Source organism: Nonomuraea guangzhouensis (assembly GCF_019396345.1).
GTDB lineage: Bacteria > Actinomycetota > Actinomycetes > Streptosporangiales > Streptosporangiaceae > Nonomuraea > Nonomuraea guangzhouensis.
The window spans coordinates 112,570-126,960 of the sequence record NZ_JAHKRM010000039.1 but is presented as its reverse complement, the minus strand read 5'-3'; the positions used below and the strand labels follow the sequence as shown (position 1 = coordinate 126,960).

Below are 14,391 nucleotides of genomic sequence, written 5' to 3'. Positions count from 1 at the left end.
TGGGGTATGGCATGCGCTCGCCCATAACTGTCAGTTGAGCGCACTCACACTGAACGTCAACCTATTTGCCGAAAATCCCTATCGAAACGCAGGGATTAAAGGCCCATACCGTTGCAGAACGTCCTCTGAGAAGCATGTCAGGTATGGCCCGCCACCAGTAGGCGGCACGGCAGCAGGGGGCCGCAGCCGGGAACAGGCCGGTCTTCGATCACGTACATGCCCGTCGTCTGGTCCAGAAGATGCCAGCCGCTGGCCTCACAGCGCCGCCACCAGCGACGCCGAGGCGCCGGTGGGTGTATGTCGGCGTAGACGAACACCCCTCCCGCGGCCAGGACACGGGTGATCTCCGCCAGACCGGTGCGGACATCGTGCCAGTGTCGGCAGGTCAGGGTCGCGGTGATGAGATCGAGGCTGGCGTCTGGAAACGGCAATTGCTCGGCACGGGCCCGCACCAGCGCGGGACTGCCCTGAGCTCGGGTGGTGCGGTGAGCGACGGTGAGCATGGCGTGGGCGGCATCCATCCCGATCAGGTGCGTCGTGGGGAAGCGGTCGGCCGCCCTGCGGAGTAGGCGGCCCGTGCCGCAGCCGAGGTCGAGCAGGTGGCGGGGGCGGGGCAGGTGATGATGGGCGGCGGTCAGGACTGCGGCATGCACCGGATCGGCCAGGGCGGCGATCAGGCTCTGGTCGTAGGTGGCCGCCCATCGCTCGAACAGGTGCGCCGAAGCTGCCATAATCCATGGTCGGCTGAGGCCGGTCGCGAGCGCAGGCTCGGTTCGGTATCGGTTCGGGTGCATCGGCGTTCACGGGTCGGCTCGGGCCGCGGGTGGGGTCCGGGTCAGGTTCTTGGCCGGTTGCCTGGCTTGCCCGGGCGCCTGGCCAGGCGCCCGGCCGGTGAGTTCGGCCAGGCGTTGTTCCACGGCGGCGAGCCGGTCGGCAAGGGGCCGACTGTGCAGCAGTTCGGCCAGGTGGTCGGCTTCTTCTTCGTCGAGCTCTACCGTGTGCGCCGCAGTGTCGGGGTCGGCTCGGTCGTAGACCATGAGGATCCGCCGTCCTGTGTCGGTGACGATGACGCCGAGGTGGTCTCCTTGCCGGGTGTCGCCGTGGTGGACGGTGCCGGTGCCGGGGATGGTGGTGTGCGTGATGTCCACGGCTTGGTGTCTCCTTTCGCGGTGGTGTGGCTGGGGTGCGGGTCGGGGTCGCCGTGTTCGCCGTACCAGTGGGCCAGGCGGCCGCGGCGGCCGACGGCGCGCAGGCGTCGTTCGACGCGTTCGCGGGTGGCGGGTGTGGTGACGATGAGCACATCATCGCCTTCGCGCAACTGGGTGTCGGGTTCAGGGACGATGGGGTCGCCGTCACGGATGATGAGGGTGGCGATCGACGGCTTGGCGAGCCGTAGTTCGAAGATCTCCACGCCGTGCAGGCGGGAGCCGGGCGAGACGGTGGGGGTAAGCAGATCGGCGTCCAGGGCGTCCAGCGGGGCCGATTCGATGTCCACGTCCCTGGTCTGGCCCGGCTGGGTGACACCGAGCAGCCGGGCGATCGCCGGCAGGCCGGTCCCTGGATGAGGGTGAAGAGGACGACCAGGACGAAGACGATGTTCAGCAGCTGCCGACTGCCGGGGATTGCTGCCACGATGGGGAAGATGGCCAAGACGATGGGCACGGCGCCGCGCAGCCCGGCCCAGGAGATGAAGGCCTGCTCTCGCCAACTGGTGCGGAAGCCGATCAGGCTGGCGATCACGGAGGCGGGCCGAGCCAGCAGGAGCAGTACCAGGCCGACGATGGTGGCGGGGATCAGCGCGGCGGGCAGTTCGCCGGGGCTGACGAGCAGGCCGAGCATGACGAACAGGCCGATCTGGGCCAGCCAGCCGATGCCTTCGGCAAACGAGCGGGTGGCGGCACGGTGTGGCAGGACGGCGTTGCCGAGCACGATGCCGGCCAGGTAGGCGGCCAGGAAGCCGGAGGCGTTCGCGGCGCCGGCGGCAGCGAAGGCGATGATGCCCAGGCCGACGGTGGCCAGCGGATACAGGCCGGTGGCGGGCAGGGCGACGTAGCGCAGCGCGGCAGTGCCGGCCCAGCCGATCAGTAGCCCGATCGCGGCCCCGGCCGCGAGCTGGTAGGTGACCTGTCCGGCGACGGCGGCGGGGCCGGACAGATCGGCGGTGCTGAACACCAGCACCAGGATGACGGTGGGGGCGTTGTTGAAGCCGGACTCGGCCTCGACCATCGCGGCGATGCGGCGGGGCAGCGGCAGTGCCCGCAGGACGGAGAAAACGGCGGCGGCGTCGGTGGAGGAGACGATCGCGCCCAGCAGCAGGGCCAGCTGCCAGTTCATGCCCAGCAGCAGGTGCGCTGCGGCGGCGGTGAGAGCGACGCTGACCGCGACGCCGACGGTGGCCAGCAGGGAGGAGGGCAGCAGGAGCCGGCGGATGTCGGTCCATCGGGTGCTCAGGCCGCCCTCGATGAGGATGATGGCCAGCGCCGTGCTGCCCAGCGTCTGGGCCAGCTGGGCATCGTCGAAGTCGATGCCGAGAACGTCTTTGCCGAGCAGCACGCCGAGGGCGAGGAACAGCAGCAGGCCGGGCAGGCCGAGCCGGCGGGCGGTGCGGGCCGCGGCGATGCCGGCCGGCAGCACGATCGCGCCGGCCAGGAGTACCGCGTACAGCTGCTGCAGGCTCATCGCGACACCTCGGTGACCTCGATAACTCGGTGAACACGTCTCCTATCCACGCGGATACCTCTCCCGCTGCATGCCTGCCTGGGCTTGGGCCCAGGCCAGCAGCTCCCCCCGGAGCGGGACGTGGATGTCGGTGATGTCGAGGAGGGCGACCTGGACGCCCCACCGGCCGGTCATGTCGCTGATCCGATCCGCCATCTCGGCGCAGCCGTGAGTGATCATGGTGGGGAGGTCGGCCAGCTCCCGCTCGGCGATCTGTCGGCGCAGCACGCCTTCGGCCACGAGCGCGGTGGCCGTCATCGGCCCCTCCGTCGTCATCACGAAGCGGACGGGATCGGTTGTGGCGGCCACCGCGGTGGCCTTGATGCGCACGCTCACGCCATCGCGGGTGACCGCCTCAGGGCAGAACAGGTCCAGGCACACCAGCCGCAGCGACACCCGCACCTCGCGCTCCAGGCCGGGCCACAGGAGGACCAGCCCGGGACCGCGCACCCTGGCCACGCGGCCCAGCCTGCACACGACCAGCCGCTCGTCCTCGCCGACGACGCGAAGCGCCCGCGAGATGATCACGAGAAGGGGCACGGTGCCCAGCAGTACCCACACTGCGGGCTCCACCACGGCGGGCGCCTGGAGGGCGGAGATGGCGTGAGCGCTCAGTGCGAGCATGGATCCTGCCTTTCTCCCCTTGCAGCCTTGCCTGCGTGAGCCTCCTCATCGCCCCGGGGCGGGCGTCCGGCTCCCCGTGAGGCCAGTCTGGTCCGGTGGCCGGGCGCGGCGCCATCGGGTGCAACACCCATTCCCGCGGGTGGGCGCCATGTAGATTGCCGCAGGTCAGATCACCACCGTGGGGAGTGTGATGGGGCGCGCCACCCATGGACAAACACCTGTCGCGGTGGGGAGGCTGGAGGTATGACCGTGCTGGCCGGCAAGCATCCCCAGGGATCACCACGCGCGCGCCGGGGGGCTCGTTCCCCGGCTTCGGCGCTGTTCTGGCGGCTGTTCCTGATCAACGGGCTGGTCTTCGCCGCGGGGCTGACCGTGCTGGCGTTGTCGCCGGCCACGGTGTCCTCGCCGGTTCTGCTGACGGAGCTGCCGATCCTGGCGGTGGGGCTGGCGGTGATGCTCGGCGCGAACGCGGTGCTGCTGCGTACCAGCCTGGCGCCGCTCGGTGCGCTGACCGCGCTCATGGAGCGGGTCGACCTGCTGCATTCCCGCGACCGCATCGCGCACAGCGGCAACGGCGACCTGGGGACGCTGATCGCGACGTTCAATGCCATGCTGGACCGGCTGGAGGCCGAGCGCAGCGCCAGCACCGCGCACGCCCTGGCCGCCCAGGAGGGCGAGCGGCAGCGCATCGCACGCGAGCTGCACGATGAGATCGGCCAGAGCCTGACGGTGGTGCTGCTCGGCCTCAAACGCGCTACCGACCGTGCCCCGCAGGAGCTGCGCGAGGACCTGCACACCGTCACCGAGACCGTGCGCGCCAGCTTGGACGAGGTGCGGCAGGTGGCCCGCCGGTTGCGGCCCGGCGTGCTGGAGGATCTGGGTCTGATCGCCGCGATGAACGCCCTGGCCAGCGACTTCTCGCACGTCAGCGGCGTGCCGGTCACCAGGGTGCTGGACTCGCCGCTGCCCGAGCTGAGCGGCGAGACCGAACTGGTGATCTACCGCATCGCGCAAGAGGGCCTGACCAACATCACCCGGCACGCCCACGCCTGCCAGGTGGAGCTGTCGCTGCGCGCGCGTGAGGAGGCCGTGGAGTTGAGCATTGCCGACGACGGCACCGGCGGGCCGATCCGCGAGGGCGCCGGCATCCGCGGCATGCGCGAACGCGCCCTGCTCATCGGTGCTCGCCTTGACATCGACAGCATGCCGTCGGCGGGCACCCAGGTGCGCCTCAAGGTCCCCGTCGCCCACGGAGAAAAGTGATCATCATGGATCAGCCGCCCACCCGGATCCTGATCGCCGACGATCACGCGTTGGTGCGCCACGGATTGCGGATGATCCTGGAGACCGAGCCTGATCTGACGGTGGTGGCGGAGGCGGGTGACGGCGCCGAGGCGATCGAGGTGGCTACCCGCTCCGGCATCGATGTCGATCTGGCCATCTTGGACATCGCCATGCCGCGGATGACGGGCCTCCAGGCGGCCCGGGAGATCTCCCGGCGCGCGCCCGGCATCCGGCTGCTGATGCTGTCGATGTACGACAACGAGCAGTACCTGTTCGAAGCGCTGAAGGCGGGCGCCTGCGGGTACGTGCTCAAATCCGTCGCCGACCGGGACCTGCTGGAGGCATGCCGGGCGGCGATGCGCGGCGAGCCGTTCCTCTACCCTGGGGCGATCACCTGCCTCATCCGCGACTACCTGCAACGCCACCAGCACGGCGAACCGATTCCGGACACCGTCCTGACCCCGCGAGAGGAGGAGATCGTCAAACTCATCGCCGAAGGCCACTCCTCCAAACAGATCGCCGACCTGCTCGTCATCAGCGTCAAGACCGTGGAACGGCACCGCGCCAACATCCTGGCCAAACTCGGCCTGCGCGATCGGCTGGAGTTGACCCGCCACGCCATCCGCGCCGGCCTGATCGAACCATGACCCGGTTGCGACCCGCAGAGGCCCTGCCGCCGGCCCATGCCGCCGGTCTCAACGAGTGCAGTTCCCAGACCACACAGCAGCAAGGCGCAGGAGGGGAGCGCCGAAATGGACCTCAAGCCATTCGCCGGCCGGCCGGACCTTCGGCGGGTGCTCCGCAGGCGCGTCAAATGAAATAGCGCAACCAGATGTACACCCAGGCCATGAGCGTGCTCAGCACGGTGACGAGGATGCCGTACTTGGTGAACTGCCAGAAGCTGATGTTGTGGCCGGTGCGCGCGGCGATGCCGATGGCGACCACGTTGGCGCTGGCCGCCACCGCGGTGCCGTTGCCGCCGAAGTCGGCGCCCAGGGCGAAGGCCCACCACAGGGCCTGCCCGGTCTGCGGATCCGGGGTTTGGGCGACCACGCCCTCCACGATAGGCGCCATCGTGGCGACGTAGGGGATGTTGTCGAAGAAGGCGCCCAGCGTACTGGAGCCGAACAGCAGCGTTGTGGCCGCGAGGAAGTGGTTGTCGCCGAACGCGGCCACCGTCCAGGCTCCGATCGCCGAGATGACGCCAGTGTGCACCAGGCCTGCGACCATGACGAACAGGCCCATGAAGAAGACCAGGGTGGGCCACTCGACCTCGCGCAAGACGTCGGAGACCTCTGAGCGGGACACCAGCAGCATCACCCCGGCGCCCACCAGGGCGATGATCGACGGTTCGATGGGCATCACGGCATGCAGCCCGAAGGCGGCGATGACGCCGCCGAGCACGATCAGGCACCGCGCCAGCAGCCGAGAGTCGGTGATGGCCCGCCGTTCCTGCAGCGCCATCACCGCGGCTACGTGCTCCTCGTTGTACACGAACGCGTTGCGGAACAGCACCCGGGTGAACAGCACGAAAGCGATGAAGACGACCACCACGATGGGTGCCATGTGCAGGAGGAAGTCGTTGAAGGTCAGCCCGGCGCGGCTACCGATGATGATGTTGGGCGGGTCGCCGATGAGCGTCGCCGCGCCGCCGATGTTGGAGGCGAGGACTTCGGCGATGAGGTACGGCTGCGCGGGAATGCGCAGCCGGTTGCAGACCACCACAGTGACGGGGGCGACGAGCATGATCGTGGTGACGTTGTCGAGGAACGGTGAGGCGATGGCGGTGATGGCCATCAGCATCACCATGAGCCGGTACGGCTCGCCCTTCGACCTCTTGGCCGCCCAGATCGCCAGGTAGTCGAAGACCCCCGTCTGCTTGATGACACCGACGATGATCATCATGCCGAACAGCAGGCAGATGACGTTCCAGTCGATGCCAGCGTGCTCGGAGAAGAACACCCGGGAACCGGGGATCAAGCCCAGGACGGCCATCGCCCCTGCGGCGATGAGTACCACCTTGACCTTGTTCGCCGTCTCGGTGGCGATGAGGAGGAACCCCACCGAGAAGATCGTGAGGGCGATGGCCGGGCTCATCGGTCCTGCCCCGGCGGACCGGCCCGGACCAGGGCAGCGGCCAGAGCGGCGGCCAGGGCGAGGCTCACGGCCGACGGGGTGGTGCTCGGCGGCGGGACACGTCCTGACGGTGTCGATACGCAAAAGCGGTACACGGAAACGACCTCCGAACGATGGGCACCTGATGAGCAACTGCGGCGTCACGCACGGGGGAAAACTGATCGGCGGAGCATGCCCGGTGAGTGCCGGGCAGCCGACGATGCGATGGAGCCGGTACCGCTCGCCGGGCCTGGTCAGTCGTCGAGGCCGGACAGCGCCAGGTTGGTGAGCAGCCGCTCCAGGGTGATCGCGCCGACCAGCGCGCCGTCGCGGTCGACGACCGCCACCAGCGGGCTGCGGAGCCTGGCCATGAGAGCGGCCACCTCGAGCAGGGTCGCGTCGAGGGCCACCGTCACCGGCCTGGCCGGCTGGCGCGGCAGACAGTCGCCCACTGTCAGATCGCCCAACTCCTCCCAGAACAGGTCGGCGTGCGCCTCGTCGATCGTCCGGGCGAGCGCCGGGTCCTCCCGATAGGCCCCCGGGACCGCCAGGCGCAGCACCTGAGTGCCCGGAAGTACCGTCCAGGGACGCGCCTGGTCGTCCACCACGATCAGGCCGGGCAGCCGGCCCAGCGCCATGACCCGTACGGCCTTCGCGACCGGGTCGCCGACGCTCACCGTCGGCAGCGTCACGGCGATATCGCGCGCTTGCATGGCACCATCCCGTTCAGGGGGGCGATGAGTCGTCCTCTGTCCGGTCACGGCGCATGCCCGGTGATCTGAGCCAAGCGGCACTCCAGGACGGCACGCCGATCAGCAGTGGACCGGCTGCGCCGGATCCCGCGAACCTGGCCGGATTCATCCTGCTCCACAGGGGAACTCCGCAGCGGCACATCGAGGCCGGCCGGGCCGTGGACCAGGCGCCGACGGCGACCGGCATCGCCCATCAGCATGCCGACACCCTGCCCGCCCCAGGAGAGGCTGTGATGCGCCGTGCCGGGCACGGCGGCATGGGTGATGTTCACGTTCGGAGCCTCCAATCCTCAGACCGCGGCGAACCGGTAACACGAGCCGCGCTCTCGGTGTCGACCGCCGTGTCCGCTCGCCGAGGCGCCCGCACGGCCATGACCAGCCCTGCCGCGACGACCCGGAAAAGGGACATCGTGGCGGCCGGCGCTACCTGCGACCGCAGGTAGCGCCGACGGGTCAGCGGCGATCACGACCATCACGTCCTTCCTGTCTACAGCGCCTGTAGCCCCAGTCTCGACGGCGCCGCCGACCTGCCACCATCGGGTCCAACACCCATTTATGGATGGGGACAACGTGTAGGTCGCAGGCCCCACATGAGGGGTGGCACCCCAGGTGAACCTCTCGCTCCGGGCCCAGCCTGCCCAAATGCCACGCGGCGACGGATCAGACGACGGCTTGTCCGGCCAAGAATTCGCCGGTCACGACGGGCGGCCTTCGTCACTCATCGCGCCGACCGCCCTCGACCGCTGGCTGCCCGCCTGCCAAGCGCCGAAGGCAGGCCGACAGCAGCCGATACGACGAAGCCACGTCGAACGCGTGAGAACGCATGGAACGACCGCGCTCACGCAGAGCCTTCTTTGGAGCTCATCGCACGGGCCGGGTGGAAGGCCTTGCCGGGGGCGACGGCTGACCGGGCGGCGGCCTCAGCGGCGGCGCTGGCGCAGCAACTCCCCGCCCATGTCGACGTACCCCTCGAACAGGCCGATCACGTCCTCCAGGCGGTCCCGGGCCGGACCGGGACCCACCAGAATCTCGCCGTCGCGCAGAGCGGCGATCAGCATCCTGGCCCGGGCGTGGCTCGCCTCCAGCAGTGTCTCCAGCCCGCCCGCCGCCTCCACCAGCAGCCGGCGGCTGCCGGGCTGTGGGATCACCCTGGCCAGCCCCCAGGAGCCGAGCTGCCGAACCGCGGTGCTCACCGCCCCCTTGCTCAGCCCCAGCTCGGCGGCGATCTCGTCGAGGGTGACCGGCCGTTCGGTGATCAGCAGCAGTCCGTAGACGCGGCCGGTGGCGTGCGGCAGGTGCCACGAGGCGAGCAGATCACCCACCGAGGTGACGAACGCGGCCCGTCGCTCCGCGTTCACGCCGTCCCCCTCGTACGGAGGAACGTCTCGATCGCGGCGTTGACCGCCTCCGGCGCATCCTGATTGGCGATGTGCCCGGCGCCGGGCACCACGATCTCCTCGACACCCTCGGCCGCGGCCCACCTCGGCATAGCCGTGGCGATGTTCCCGGTGCGGTCCTGCTCCCCGCGGATCAGGCAGAGCGGCACGGGGGTGCGATAGCCGGGAGCCGGGTCGAGCAAGCTCACGGTCGCCCGCCACACCTCCACGAACTCCCTCTTCGTGAGCTGCGAGAACGCCCTGCGCACATCGGCCCTGGCCGCCGGAGTCACCGCGCAGTCGTCGGCCATCAGTTCGGGGAGCCGCCCGGCCGGGATCATCGACAGGGAGGGCGCCGCGACCTTCAGCAGCAGGTGGTCCCTGGCGGACAGGCGCGCGGTGTTCCAGGTCGAGCCGATGACCACCAGCGCCCGGCACAGCTCGGGATGGCGCCGGACCAACGCCTGGCTCAGATTGCCGCCCAGCGACTGGCCCACCAGCACCGGCCGGTCGAGCCGCAGGTGTCCGATGAGCGCGCGCAGGTCCGCGATCGCCCGCTCGGCGGTGAACGGCGCACCGGCCGGGCGAGAGAGCCCGTGACCGCGCAGATCCCAGGTCACGGCCCGGTAGCCGAGCGCCCGCAGGTGGTCCCGCTGGGCGTCGAACATCACGTGATCGGCACCGGCACCGTGCGAGAACACCACCGGAACACCGTCGCCGCCGCTGTCGGCGTATCGAAGCTCGCAACCGTCTAAGCTGAGAAACAAATTTAACATTTACTAAATATAGCGAATTTGACAGGCGCTCGGCGGGGCACCAGACGGTCAGGGACGGCCTGGACCAGAGCTACGCCTTCACCGCCCCGGGAACAGGGGATCCTGACCGGCGAGGCGGCCACGGCGCCGGTCAACCAGGAGTCGTTCCTGCCCTACTTCGCTCGACGTCACCGGCCGCTTTCCTCCACCAGGCGCGCCGCCCCTCCACCGCCGAAGGGAAGGCCGCTCTCCTCGGCAGACTCCGGCGAGCCATCCTGATCCGGGCACGATCCCGTGGCCAGTGCACCTGCCCTGGGCGAGAACGCTCAGCGCTGCCTGCGCCGCCACCAACTCCAGCGGCGCCGCCGCCGGGCCTGCAACTGCTCCACCCGGGCGTCCAAGGAGTCCAGGCGCGCCTGCATCGTCGTCTGGGCCAGCCCGCGCGCATCACCCAACGTCACGGTGAGTCGCCGTACCAGGAAGCGGCGGGCGGCCCAGGAGGAGTTGCCTGCGGCTGAACGTCCAGCCGCCGACGCAGCCGTCGCACCTTGCCGGCCACGCCCGTCGCCGGCCTCCTGCACGACAGTGGCCGCATCGATGAAACACACCAGATCATCCAGCCACTGCATCGTCTCGGCCAGCACCCGGCCGGGCACGGCGACGAGGTCGGCGGCATCGTGCTCAGGACGGTGTGTCATCGCGTCGACTCAGCTTCGGTCGCCCGAGGCACGGCCGATCGGAACGGGCCAACCCCGAGATCGTGGCACGGAAGTGCTGGCGTTGCCGGGGCGAACCAGCCAGGCCGGTCGCTGCCGCCCTCCTGGCCGTCGGCGTGCCGCTCGGAAACCCCGGGCGACGCTGCACTCCGGCTCAGCACCGCCCGGGGGAGGTCATGCGCGTTTGGCGATGGCGGTGATGAACGGTTGGACCAGGCGGGCGGCCAGCGGCCCGAACGCGGCCAGAATCAGCACATAGGCGGCGGCCAGGGGGCCGAGGTCGGGGTGGGCGCCGGCGGCTACCGCCAGCCCGGCGATGACGATGTTGAACTCACCACGCGGGATCAGCGCGATGCCCGCCCGGGCCCGGCCCGCTTGCGCGATCCCGGCCCGGCGCGCGGCATAGTAACCGGTCAGCAGCTTGGTGATCATGCTGACCAGCGCGAGCAGCGCCGCCAGCCCGGCCACCGGACCGATCTTCGTCGGGTCGGTCTGCAGACCGAAGAAGACGAAGAACACTGCCGCGAACAGATCCCGCAGCGGAGCCAGCAACGCCTGGGCGTCGTGGGCGAGCTCACCCGACAGGGCGATGCCGACCAGGAACGCTCCCACCGCCGCCGACACCTGCAACTGCTGGGCCAGCCCGGCCACCACCAACGCCAGCCCGACCACCTTCAACAACAGCACTTCATTGTTGGGACTGCGGACGAACGCCTCTATAACGCGGCCGAACCGCAACGCCACCAACAGCACCACACTCACGGTGGCCAGCGCGATGCCCACCGTGATCGCGCCGCCGACGAAGCTCAACCCGGCCAGCAGCGCGGTCAGCAGCGGCAGGTAGATCGCCATGGTCAGATCTTCGAACACCAGCAGCGACAGCACCACCGGCGTCTCGCGGTTACCGATCCAGCCCAGATCTGAGAGCACCTTGGCGGTGATGCCGGAGGAGGTGGCGTAGGTGACCCCGGCCATCGCCACCGCCGCTACCGGCCCCCACCCCAAAAGCAGCGCCAAGATGGCGCCGGGCGCCGCGTTCAACACCAGATCGACGAGTCCGGCCCGGGCATTGCCGCGCAGGCTGGTTGCCAGCTCATCGGCGTTGTACTCCAGGCCGAGGGTGAGCAGTAGTAAGACGACGCCGATCTCGGCGCCGACCGCGACGAACTCCTCGCTGGTGGCCAGCGGCAGGATGCCGCCGGTGCCGAAGGCCAGCCCGGCGATCAGGTACAGCGGGATCGGCGAGATGCCCACCCGCAGCGCCAAAGCGCCGAGCAGGCCCAGACCGAGGATGATCGCGCCGAATTCGAGGAACAGCACAGCCGTGTGGTGCACCTGCGGCCTACCCGTGAGCCAGGATGTCGGCGACGGCGTTGACACTGTCCGCGTTGCCCACCACGACCACCAGGTCGCTGGCGGTCAGCGCGAAGTCCGGGGCCGGGCTGGTGTAGACCTGCCCGTCACGGACGACGGCCACGATCGAGGCGCCGGTGCGGGTGCGCACCCGTGCATCCCCCATCGGCCGGCCCGCGTACGGCGAGTCGTCGCCGATCGGCAGCTTCTCGCTGACCAGCCCCTCGACCTCGCGGTGCAGATCATTCAGGCGCTGCACCACGCGCGGCGCGCCGAGCAGTTCGGCCAGCGCGTCGGCCTCCTCATCGTTGAGCTTGACGGTCTCACACGCGCGATCGGGGTCGTCTGGGTCGTAGATCACCAGATCCCGGCGGCCGGTGCGGTGGGAGACGATCCCGATGCGCCGCCCGGATCGCGTGGTGAACTCATGCCGCAACCCGATGCCCGGCAACGCCGTCTGCTCGATCTCCACCATCAGCGCCATCTACTCCCAGCCAGGCATAGCCGCCCATACCGTCCCATTCGGGTTTTGCCTGCCGATCGCGGCCCACCTGCCCGGCGTCGTACGCCTCGAGCCGGGCGCCATCGCCGGCCTCACCGAAACTTCCGAGAACAACGTATCCCCAGGAGGGACTTCCGAGAACCCGGCCCACGGCGGATCACAACCCCCGGAAACAGCTTCCGAAAACACGGACAGGTCCACGGGGAGAAGCACGGAGAGCGTGGAGCCGAAGCGGCGCGGCGCCTGCCCCACCCCGCTGCCCGCCGCCTACGAACACCTGTCGCCGACTACGCCGCAGCCCTCGAAGGAGCTGCGCTGTCGGCCGAGACCCGCCACACCTACACCTCCCGCGTGCGGATATACCTGGCCTGGCTGGACGCAACGCTTCCCGCCGGCGGCGCTCCTGCCGCCGGCCGCGCTCGCCTCCTGCGGCAGGGCGAGCCGCGATTATCTTTGATCTTGCTCCGGGAATGGGTTTCGTTTAGGAGAGCGGCGCTGGCGGCCAGTCGCCCGCCGGCGGGTCCGCTGCGGGCGGCTGGCAGTTGTTGATGGTGCGCAGGTGTTGCCGGACTTGGCCAGGGGTGCGCTCGTCGAGGTAGTCGCGCAGCCCGGCCCGGGCCAGGATGCGCAGCAGCGAGCCGTGCAGGCCAGTGACGAAGACGCGGGCGATGCGGTTGGTGCGCTGGTGGCGCAGTAGGACGGCGAAGCATTGGGCGGCGTGCTGGGTGGCGTAGGTGACGGCGGTGACGTCGAGCAGCAGGCACGGCGGCCGCCGCGCGGCACCGATCAGCCGGTCGATCTGCAGCTCTAGGCGGGGCGCGGTGACGTCGTCGAACGGTCCGCTAAGCGTGAGCGTGATGAGGCGCGGGCGATTCGTCCCTTCGGCGCCGATGTCCACCTGCACAGTCAGTTCTCCCTGTCGTGATCGTTGGTCGGGTGCTGAATCCGTTTGGTGTCGCGTCGCATGGCGGGCGCGTACGGGGGGCGCCGGTCTGTGCTCAGCCGGAGCGCGCGGCGATGGCGGTGAGCGCGGCCTGCAGGGCCTGCTCGACGGTGGCGTCGGTCGGCACGCGGTCGCTGACGCCAGTGATTTGCAGGATGCGGGATGGACCGGTTGCGGCCGCCGCCACGTACACGCCGCCGTGCGGGGCGGCGGTGGTGTAGGTGTCGAGCAGGGCCCACAGGCCGCAGCTGTCCAGGTGCGACAGCGTGGACATGTCGAAAACCACATGGTCATCCGGCTGTGACTGCTCGATATTGCCGCGCAGTTGCTCATCGTTGCTGGCGTCGAGGTCGCCGTCGACGACGATGACGGCGATCCTGGGCAGGCGCCAGCACGACAGCCGCAGCGTCGTCATCAGTTGCGCCCCTTCCGCTGGCGCGATCACCACAATGAGCGCGCAAACAGTGACTCTCTGCTATACGACCAATTCTAAGACGAAGTTGCGAAACTGCGCAATTACTAAGAACATAAGGGGTGTATGCCCGACAGTAGTGTGGAGGTGGTTTCGTGAGCGGAGCATTTGCCGAAGCAGTCCGGGAACGAGCGCGGCTGGCTCAGGTGGCGTTGCGCGCCGCCGATCGCGACCAGGATCTGAACGAGGCTCTCGTGGCCGAGGCGGAGTGGGAGCACATCACGCGTGTAGCCCGCACGCACGGCGTCCGCCTGGCCGAGGATGTCTCGATTGGCCTGAACGCCGACACGGACGGCGCGGACGACAGCCTGCCGGGTGATTGGGAGCAGGGGGCGCAGCGCTGATGTCGGTGCCGCTGTATGAGGCCAAGGCGGAGTTGTTTCGGTTGCTGGGCCATCCGGTGCGGATCCGGGTGCTGGAGCTGCTGCAGGATGGGCCGATGCAGGTGCGTGATTTGCTGGCCGCGATCGAGGTGGAGGCGACCGGGTTGTCGCAGCATCTGGCGGTGCTGCGATGTTCCGACCTGGTGATCGCGCATCGTGAGGGCAGCACCGTGGTGTACGCGCTGTCCTGCGGGGACGTGGCCGAACTGCTGCGCGCGGCCCGACAGCTACTGACGGCCAAGCTCAGCGCCAAACTATCCGGCGAGCGTGAGCTGCTCAGCGAGTTGGTGCAGGCCGAGGCCGGTCGCCAGTGAACCATCTGTGACGACGGACCTTGCCCCGTCTGCGCCTGGTGCGCGACTTGGGGCATCGTCGCCGGGCCCGGGTGACTCGCAGGC

Annotated in this window: 17 protein-coding genes and 2 pseudogenes; 4 read left to right on the top strand and 15 right to left on the bottom strand. The window is 69.5% G+C overall.

The genetic code is table 11. From position 1 onward, the window contains the following. Positions 1-137: 137 nt before the first annotated feature. From KME78_RS53140 to KME78_RS53125, 5 genes and pseudogenes are all read right to left on the bottom strand, one after another. On the bottom strand, positions 138-731 hold the full coding sequence (locus KME78_RS53140; RefSeq protein WP_219537675.1) for a class I SAM-dependent methyltransferase: 594 nt from the start codon (positions 729-731) through the stop codon (positions 138-140). 69 nt (positions 732-800) lie between these two features. Beyond that, entirely contained in the window at positions 801-1,148 is a 348-nt protein-coding gene (locus KME78_RS53135) for a cation:proton antiporter regulatory subunit (protein WP_465264808.1), read from the bottom strand. A 161-nt stretch (positions 1,149-1,309) separates the two neighbouring features. Further along, positions 1,310-1,411: pseudogene (locus KME78_RS68545) on the bottom strand (hypothetical protein); the annotation flags it as partial. Between the two features lie 197 nt (positions 1,412-1,608). Next, positions 1,609-2,679, bottom strand: a pseudogene (locus KME78_RS67670) (potassium/proton antiporter); the annotation flags it as partial. A gap of 42 nt (positions 2,680-2,721) precedes the next feature. Then, positions 2,722-3,342, bottom strand: a complete 621-nt coding sequence (locus tag KME78_RS53125) for an SPFH domain-containing protein (protein WP_219537673.1) — start codon at positions 3,340-3,342, stop codon at positions 2,722-2,724. 243 nt (positions 3,343-3,585) lie between these two features. On the opposite strand from KME78_RS53125, the gene KME78_RS53120 reads away from it, so the two are divergent. Further along, a complete protein-coding gene (locus KME78_RS53120; RefSeq protein WP_219537672.1) occupies positions 3,586-4,605 on the top strand; it encodes a HAMP domain-containing sensor histidine kinase in 1,020 nt (339 codons plus the stop codon). Positions 4,606-4,610: 5 nt separating this feature from the next. Next, complete coding sequence (locus tag KME78_RS53115; protein WP_219537671.1) at positions 4,611-5,273, top strand: response regulator; 663 nt, start codon at positions 4,611-4,613, stop codon at positions 5,271-5,273. 163 nt (positions 5,274-5,436) lie between these two features. Here KME78_RS53115 and KME78_RS53110 read toward each other — a convergent pair whose 3' ends face one another. From KME78_RS53110 to KME78_RS53065, 10 genes are all read right to left on the bottom strand, one after another. Further along, a complete protein-coding gene (locus KME78_RS53110) occupies positions 5,437-6,723 on the bottom strand; it encodes an ArsB/NhaD family transporter (protein ID WP_219537670.1) in 1,287 nt (428 codons plus the stop codon). Between the two features lie 272 nt (positions 6,724-6,995). Then, positions 6,996-7,454: a CBS domain-containing protein gene (locus tag KME78_RS53105; RefSeq protein ID WP_219537669.1), complete on the bottom strand. Its 459-nt coding sequence runs from the start codon at positions 7,452-7,454 to the stop codon at positions 6,996-6,998. 44 nt (positions 7,455-7,498) lie between these two features. Beyond that, positions 7,499-7,765, bottom strand: coding sequence for a hypothetical protein (locus KME78_RS53100; RefSeq protein WP_219537668.1), 267 nt, complete (start codon positions 7,763-7,765; stop codon positions 7,499-7,501). 648 nt (positions 7,766-8,413) lie between these two features. Beyond that, positions 8,414-8,851 (bottom strand): GbsR/MarR family transcriptional regulator, encoded by a 438-nt coding sequence (locus KME78_RS53095; protein WP_219537667.1) that lies wholly within the window; start codon positions 8,849-8,851, stop codon positions 8,414-8,416. Next, entirely contained in the window at positions 8,848-9,573 is a 726-nt protein-coding gene (locus KME78_RS53090) for an alpha/beta fold hydrolase (RefSeq protein WP_308127464.1), read from the bottom strand. Before KME78_RS53090 ends, KME78_RS53095 begins: the two co-directional genes overlap by 4 nt. Positions 9,574-9,950: 377 nt before the next feature. Then, a complete protein-coding gene (locus tag KME78_RS53085; protein ID WP_219537665.1) occupies positions 9,951-10,322 on the bottom strand; it encodes a hypothetical protein in 372 nt (123 codons plus the stop codon). Positions 10,323-10,514: 192 nt separating this feature from the next. Then, positions 10,515-11,675: a cation:proton antiporter gene (locus KME78_RS53080; protein ID WP_219537664.1), complete on the bottom strand. Its 1,161-nt coding sequence runs from the start codon at positions 11,673-11,675 to the stop codon at positions 10,515-10,517. A gap of 7 nt (positions 11,676-11,682) precedes the next feature. Continuing rightward, positions 11,683-12,177 carry a cation:proton antiporter regulatory subunit gene (locus KME78_RS53075; RefSeq protein ID WP_246654405.1) on the bottom strand — a complete coding sequence of 165 codons (495 nt, stop codon included), beginning with the start codon at positions 12,175-12,177 and terminating at the stop codon, positions 11,683-11,685. A gap of 499 nt (positions 12,178-12,676) precedes the next feature. Next, positions 12,677-13,099 (bottom strand): STAS domain-containing protein, encoded by a 423-nt coding sequence (locus tag KME78_RS53070; protein WP_219537663.1) that lies wholly within the window; start codon positions 13,097-13,099, stop codon positions 12,677-12,679. Positions 13,100-13,193: 94 nt separating this feature from the next. Then, positions 13,194-13,553 (bottom strand): STAS domain-containing protein, encoded by a 360-nt coding sequence (locus tag KME78_RS53065; RefSeq protein ID WP_219537662.1) that lies wholly within the window; start codon positions 13,551-13,553, stop codon positions 13,194-13,196. A gap of 152 nt (positions 13,554-13,705) precedes the next feature. Between KME78_RS53065 and KME78_RS53060 the strand changes: the two genes are divergently transcribed. Then, positions 13,706-13,954: a hypothetical protein gene (locus KME78_RS53060; RefSeq protein WP_219537661.1), complete on the top strand. Its 249-nt coding sequence runs from the start codon at positions 13,706-13,708 to the stop codon at positions 13,952-13,954. Beyond that, the gene (locus KME78_RS53055; protein WP_219537660.1) at positions 13,954-14,307 is read left to right on the top strand and encodes an ArsR/SmtB family transcription factor; all 354 of its coding nucleotides are present in this window, start codon (positions 13,954-13,956) and stop codon (positions 14,305-14,307) included. The genes KME78_RS53060 and KME78_RS53055 overlap by 1 nt, the downstream gene beginning before the upstream one ends. Positions 14,308-14,391 lie beyond the last annotated feature (84 nt).

Bases quoted from the DNA above. Each gene is read 5' to 3' on its own strand.
- KME78_RS53110 (WP_219537670.1), bottom strand. From the start codon at position 6,723: ATGAGCCCGGCCATCGCCCTCACGATCTTCTCGGTGGGGTTCCTCCTC.
- KME78_RS53085 (WP_219537665.1), bottom strand. From the start codon at position 10,322: ATGACACACCGTCCTGAGCACGATGCCGCCGACCTCGTCGCCGTGCCC.
- KME78_RS53125 (WP_219537673.1), bottom strand. From the start codon at position 3,342: ATGCTCGCACTGAGCGCTCACGCCATCTCCGCCCTCCAGGCGCCCGCC.
- KME78_RS53105 (WP_219537669.1), bottom strand. From the start codon at position 7,454: ATGCAAGCGCGCGATATCGCCGTGACGCTGCCGACGGTGAGCGTCGGC.
- KME78_RS53140 (WP_219537675.1), bottom strand. From the start codon at position 731: ATGGCAGCTTCGGCGCACCTGTTCGAGCGATGGGCGGCCACCTACGAC.
- KME78_RS53120 (WP_219537672.1), top strand. From the start codon at position 3,586: ATGACCGTGCTGGCCGGCAAGCATCCCCAGGGATCACCACGCGCGCGC.
- KME78_RS53075 (WP_246654405.1), bottom strand. From the start codon at position 12,177: ATGGCGCTGATGGTGGAGATCGAGCAGACGGCGTTGCCGGGCATCGGG.
- KME78_RS53115 (WP_219537671.1), top strand. From the start codon at position 4,611: ATGGATCAGCCGCCCACCCGGATCCTGATCGCCGACGATCACGCGTTG.
- KME78_RS53055 (WP_219537660.1), top strand. From the start codon at position 13,954: ATGTCGGTGCCGCTGTATGAGGCCAAGGCGGAGTTGTTTCGGTTGCTG.
- KME78_RS53065 (WP_219537662.1), bottom strand. From the start codon at position 13,553: ATGACGACGCTGCGGCTGTCGTGCTGGCGCCTGCCCAGGATCGCCGTC.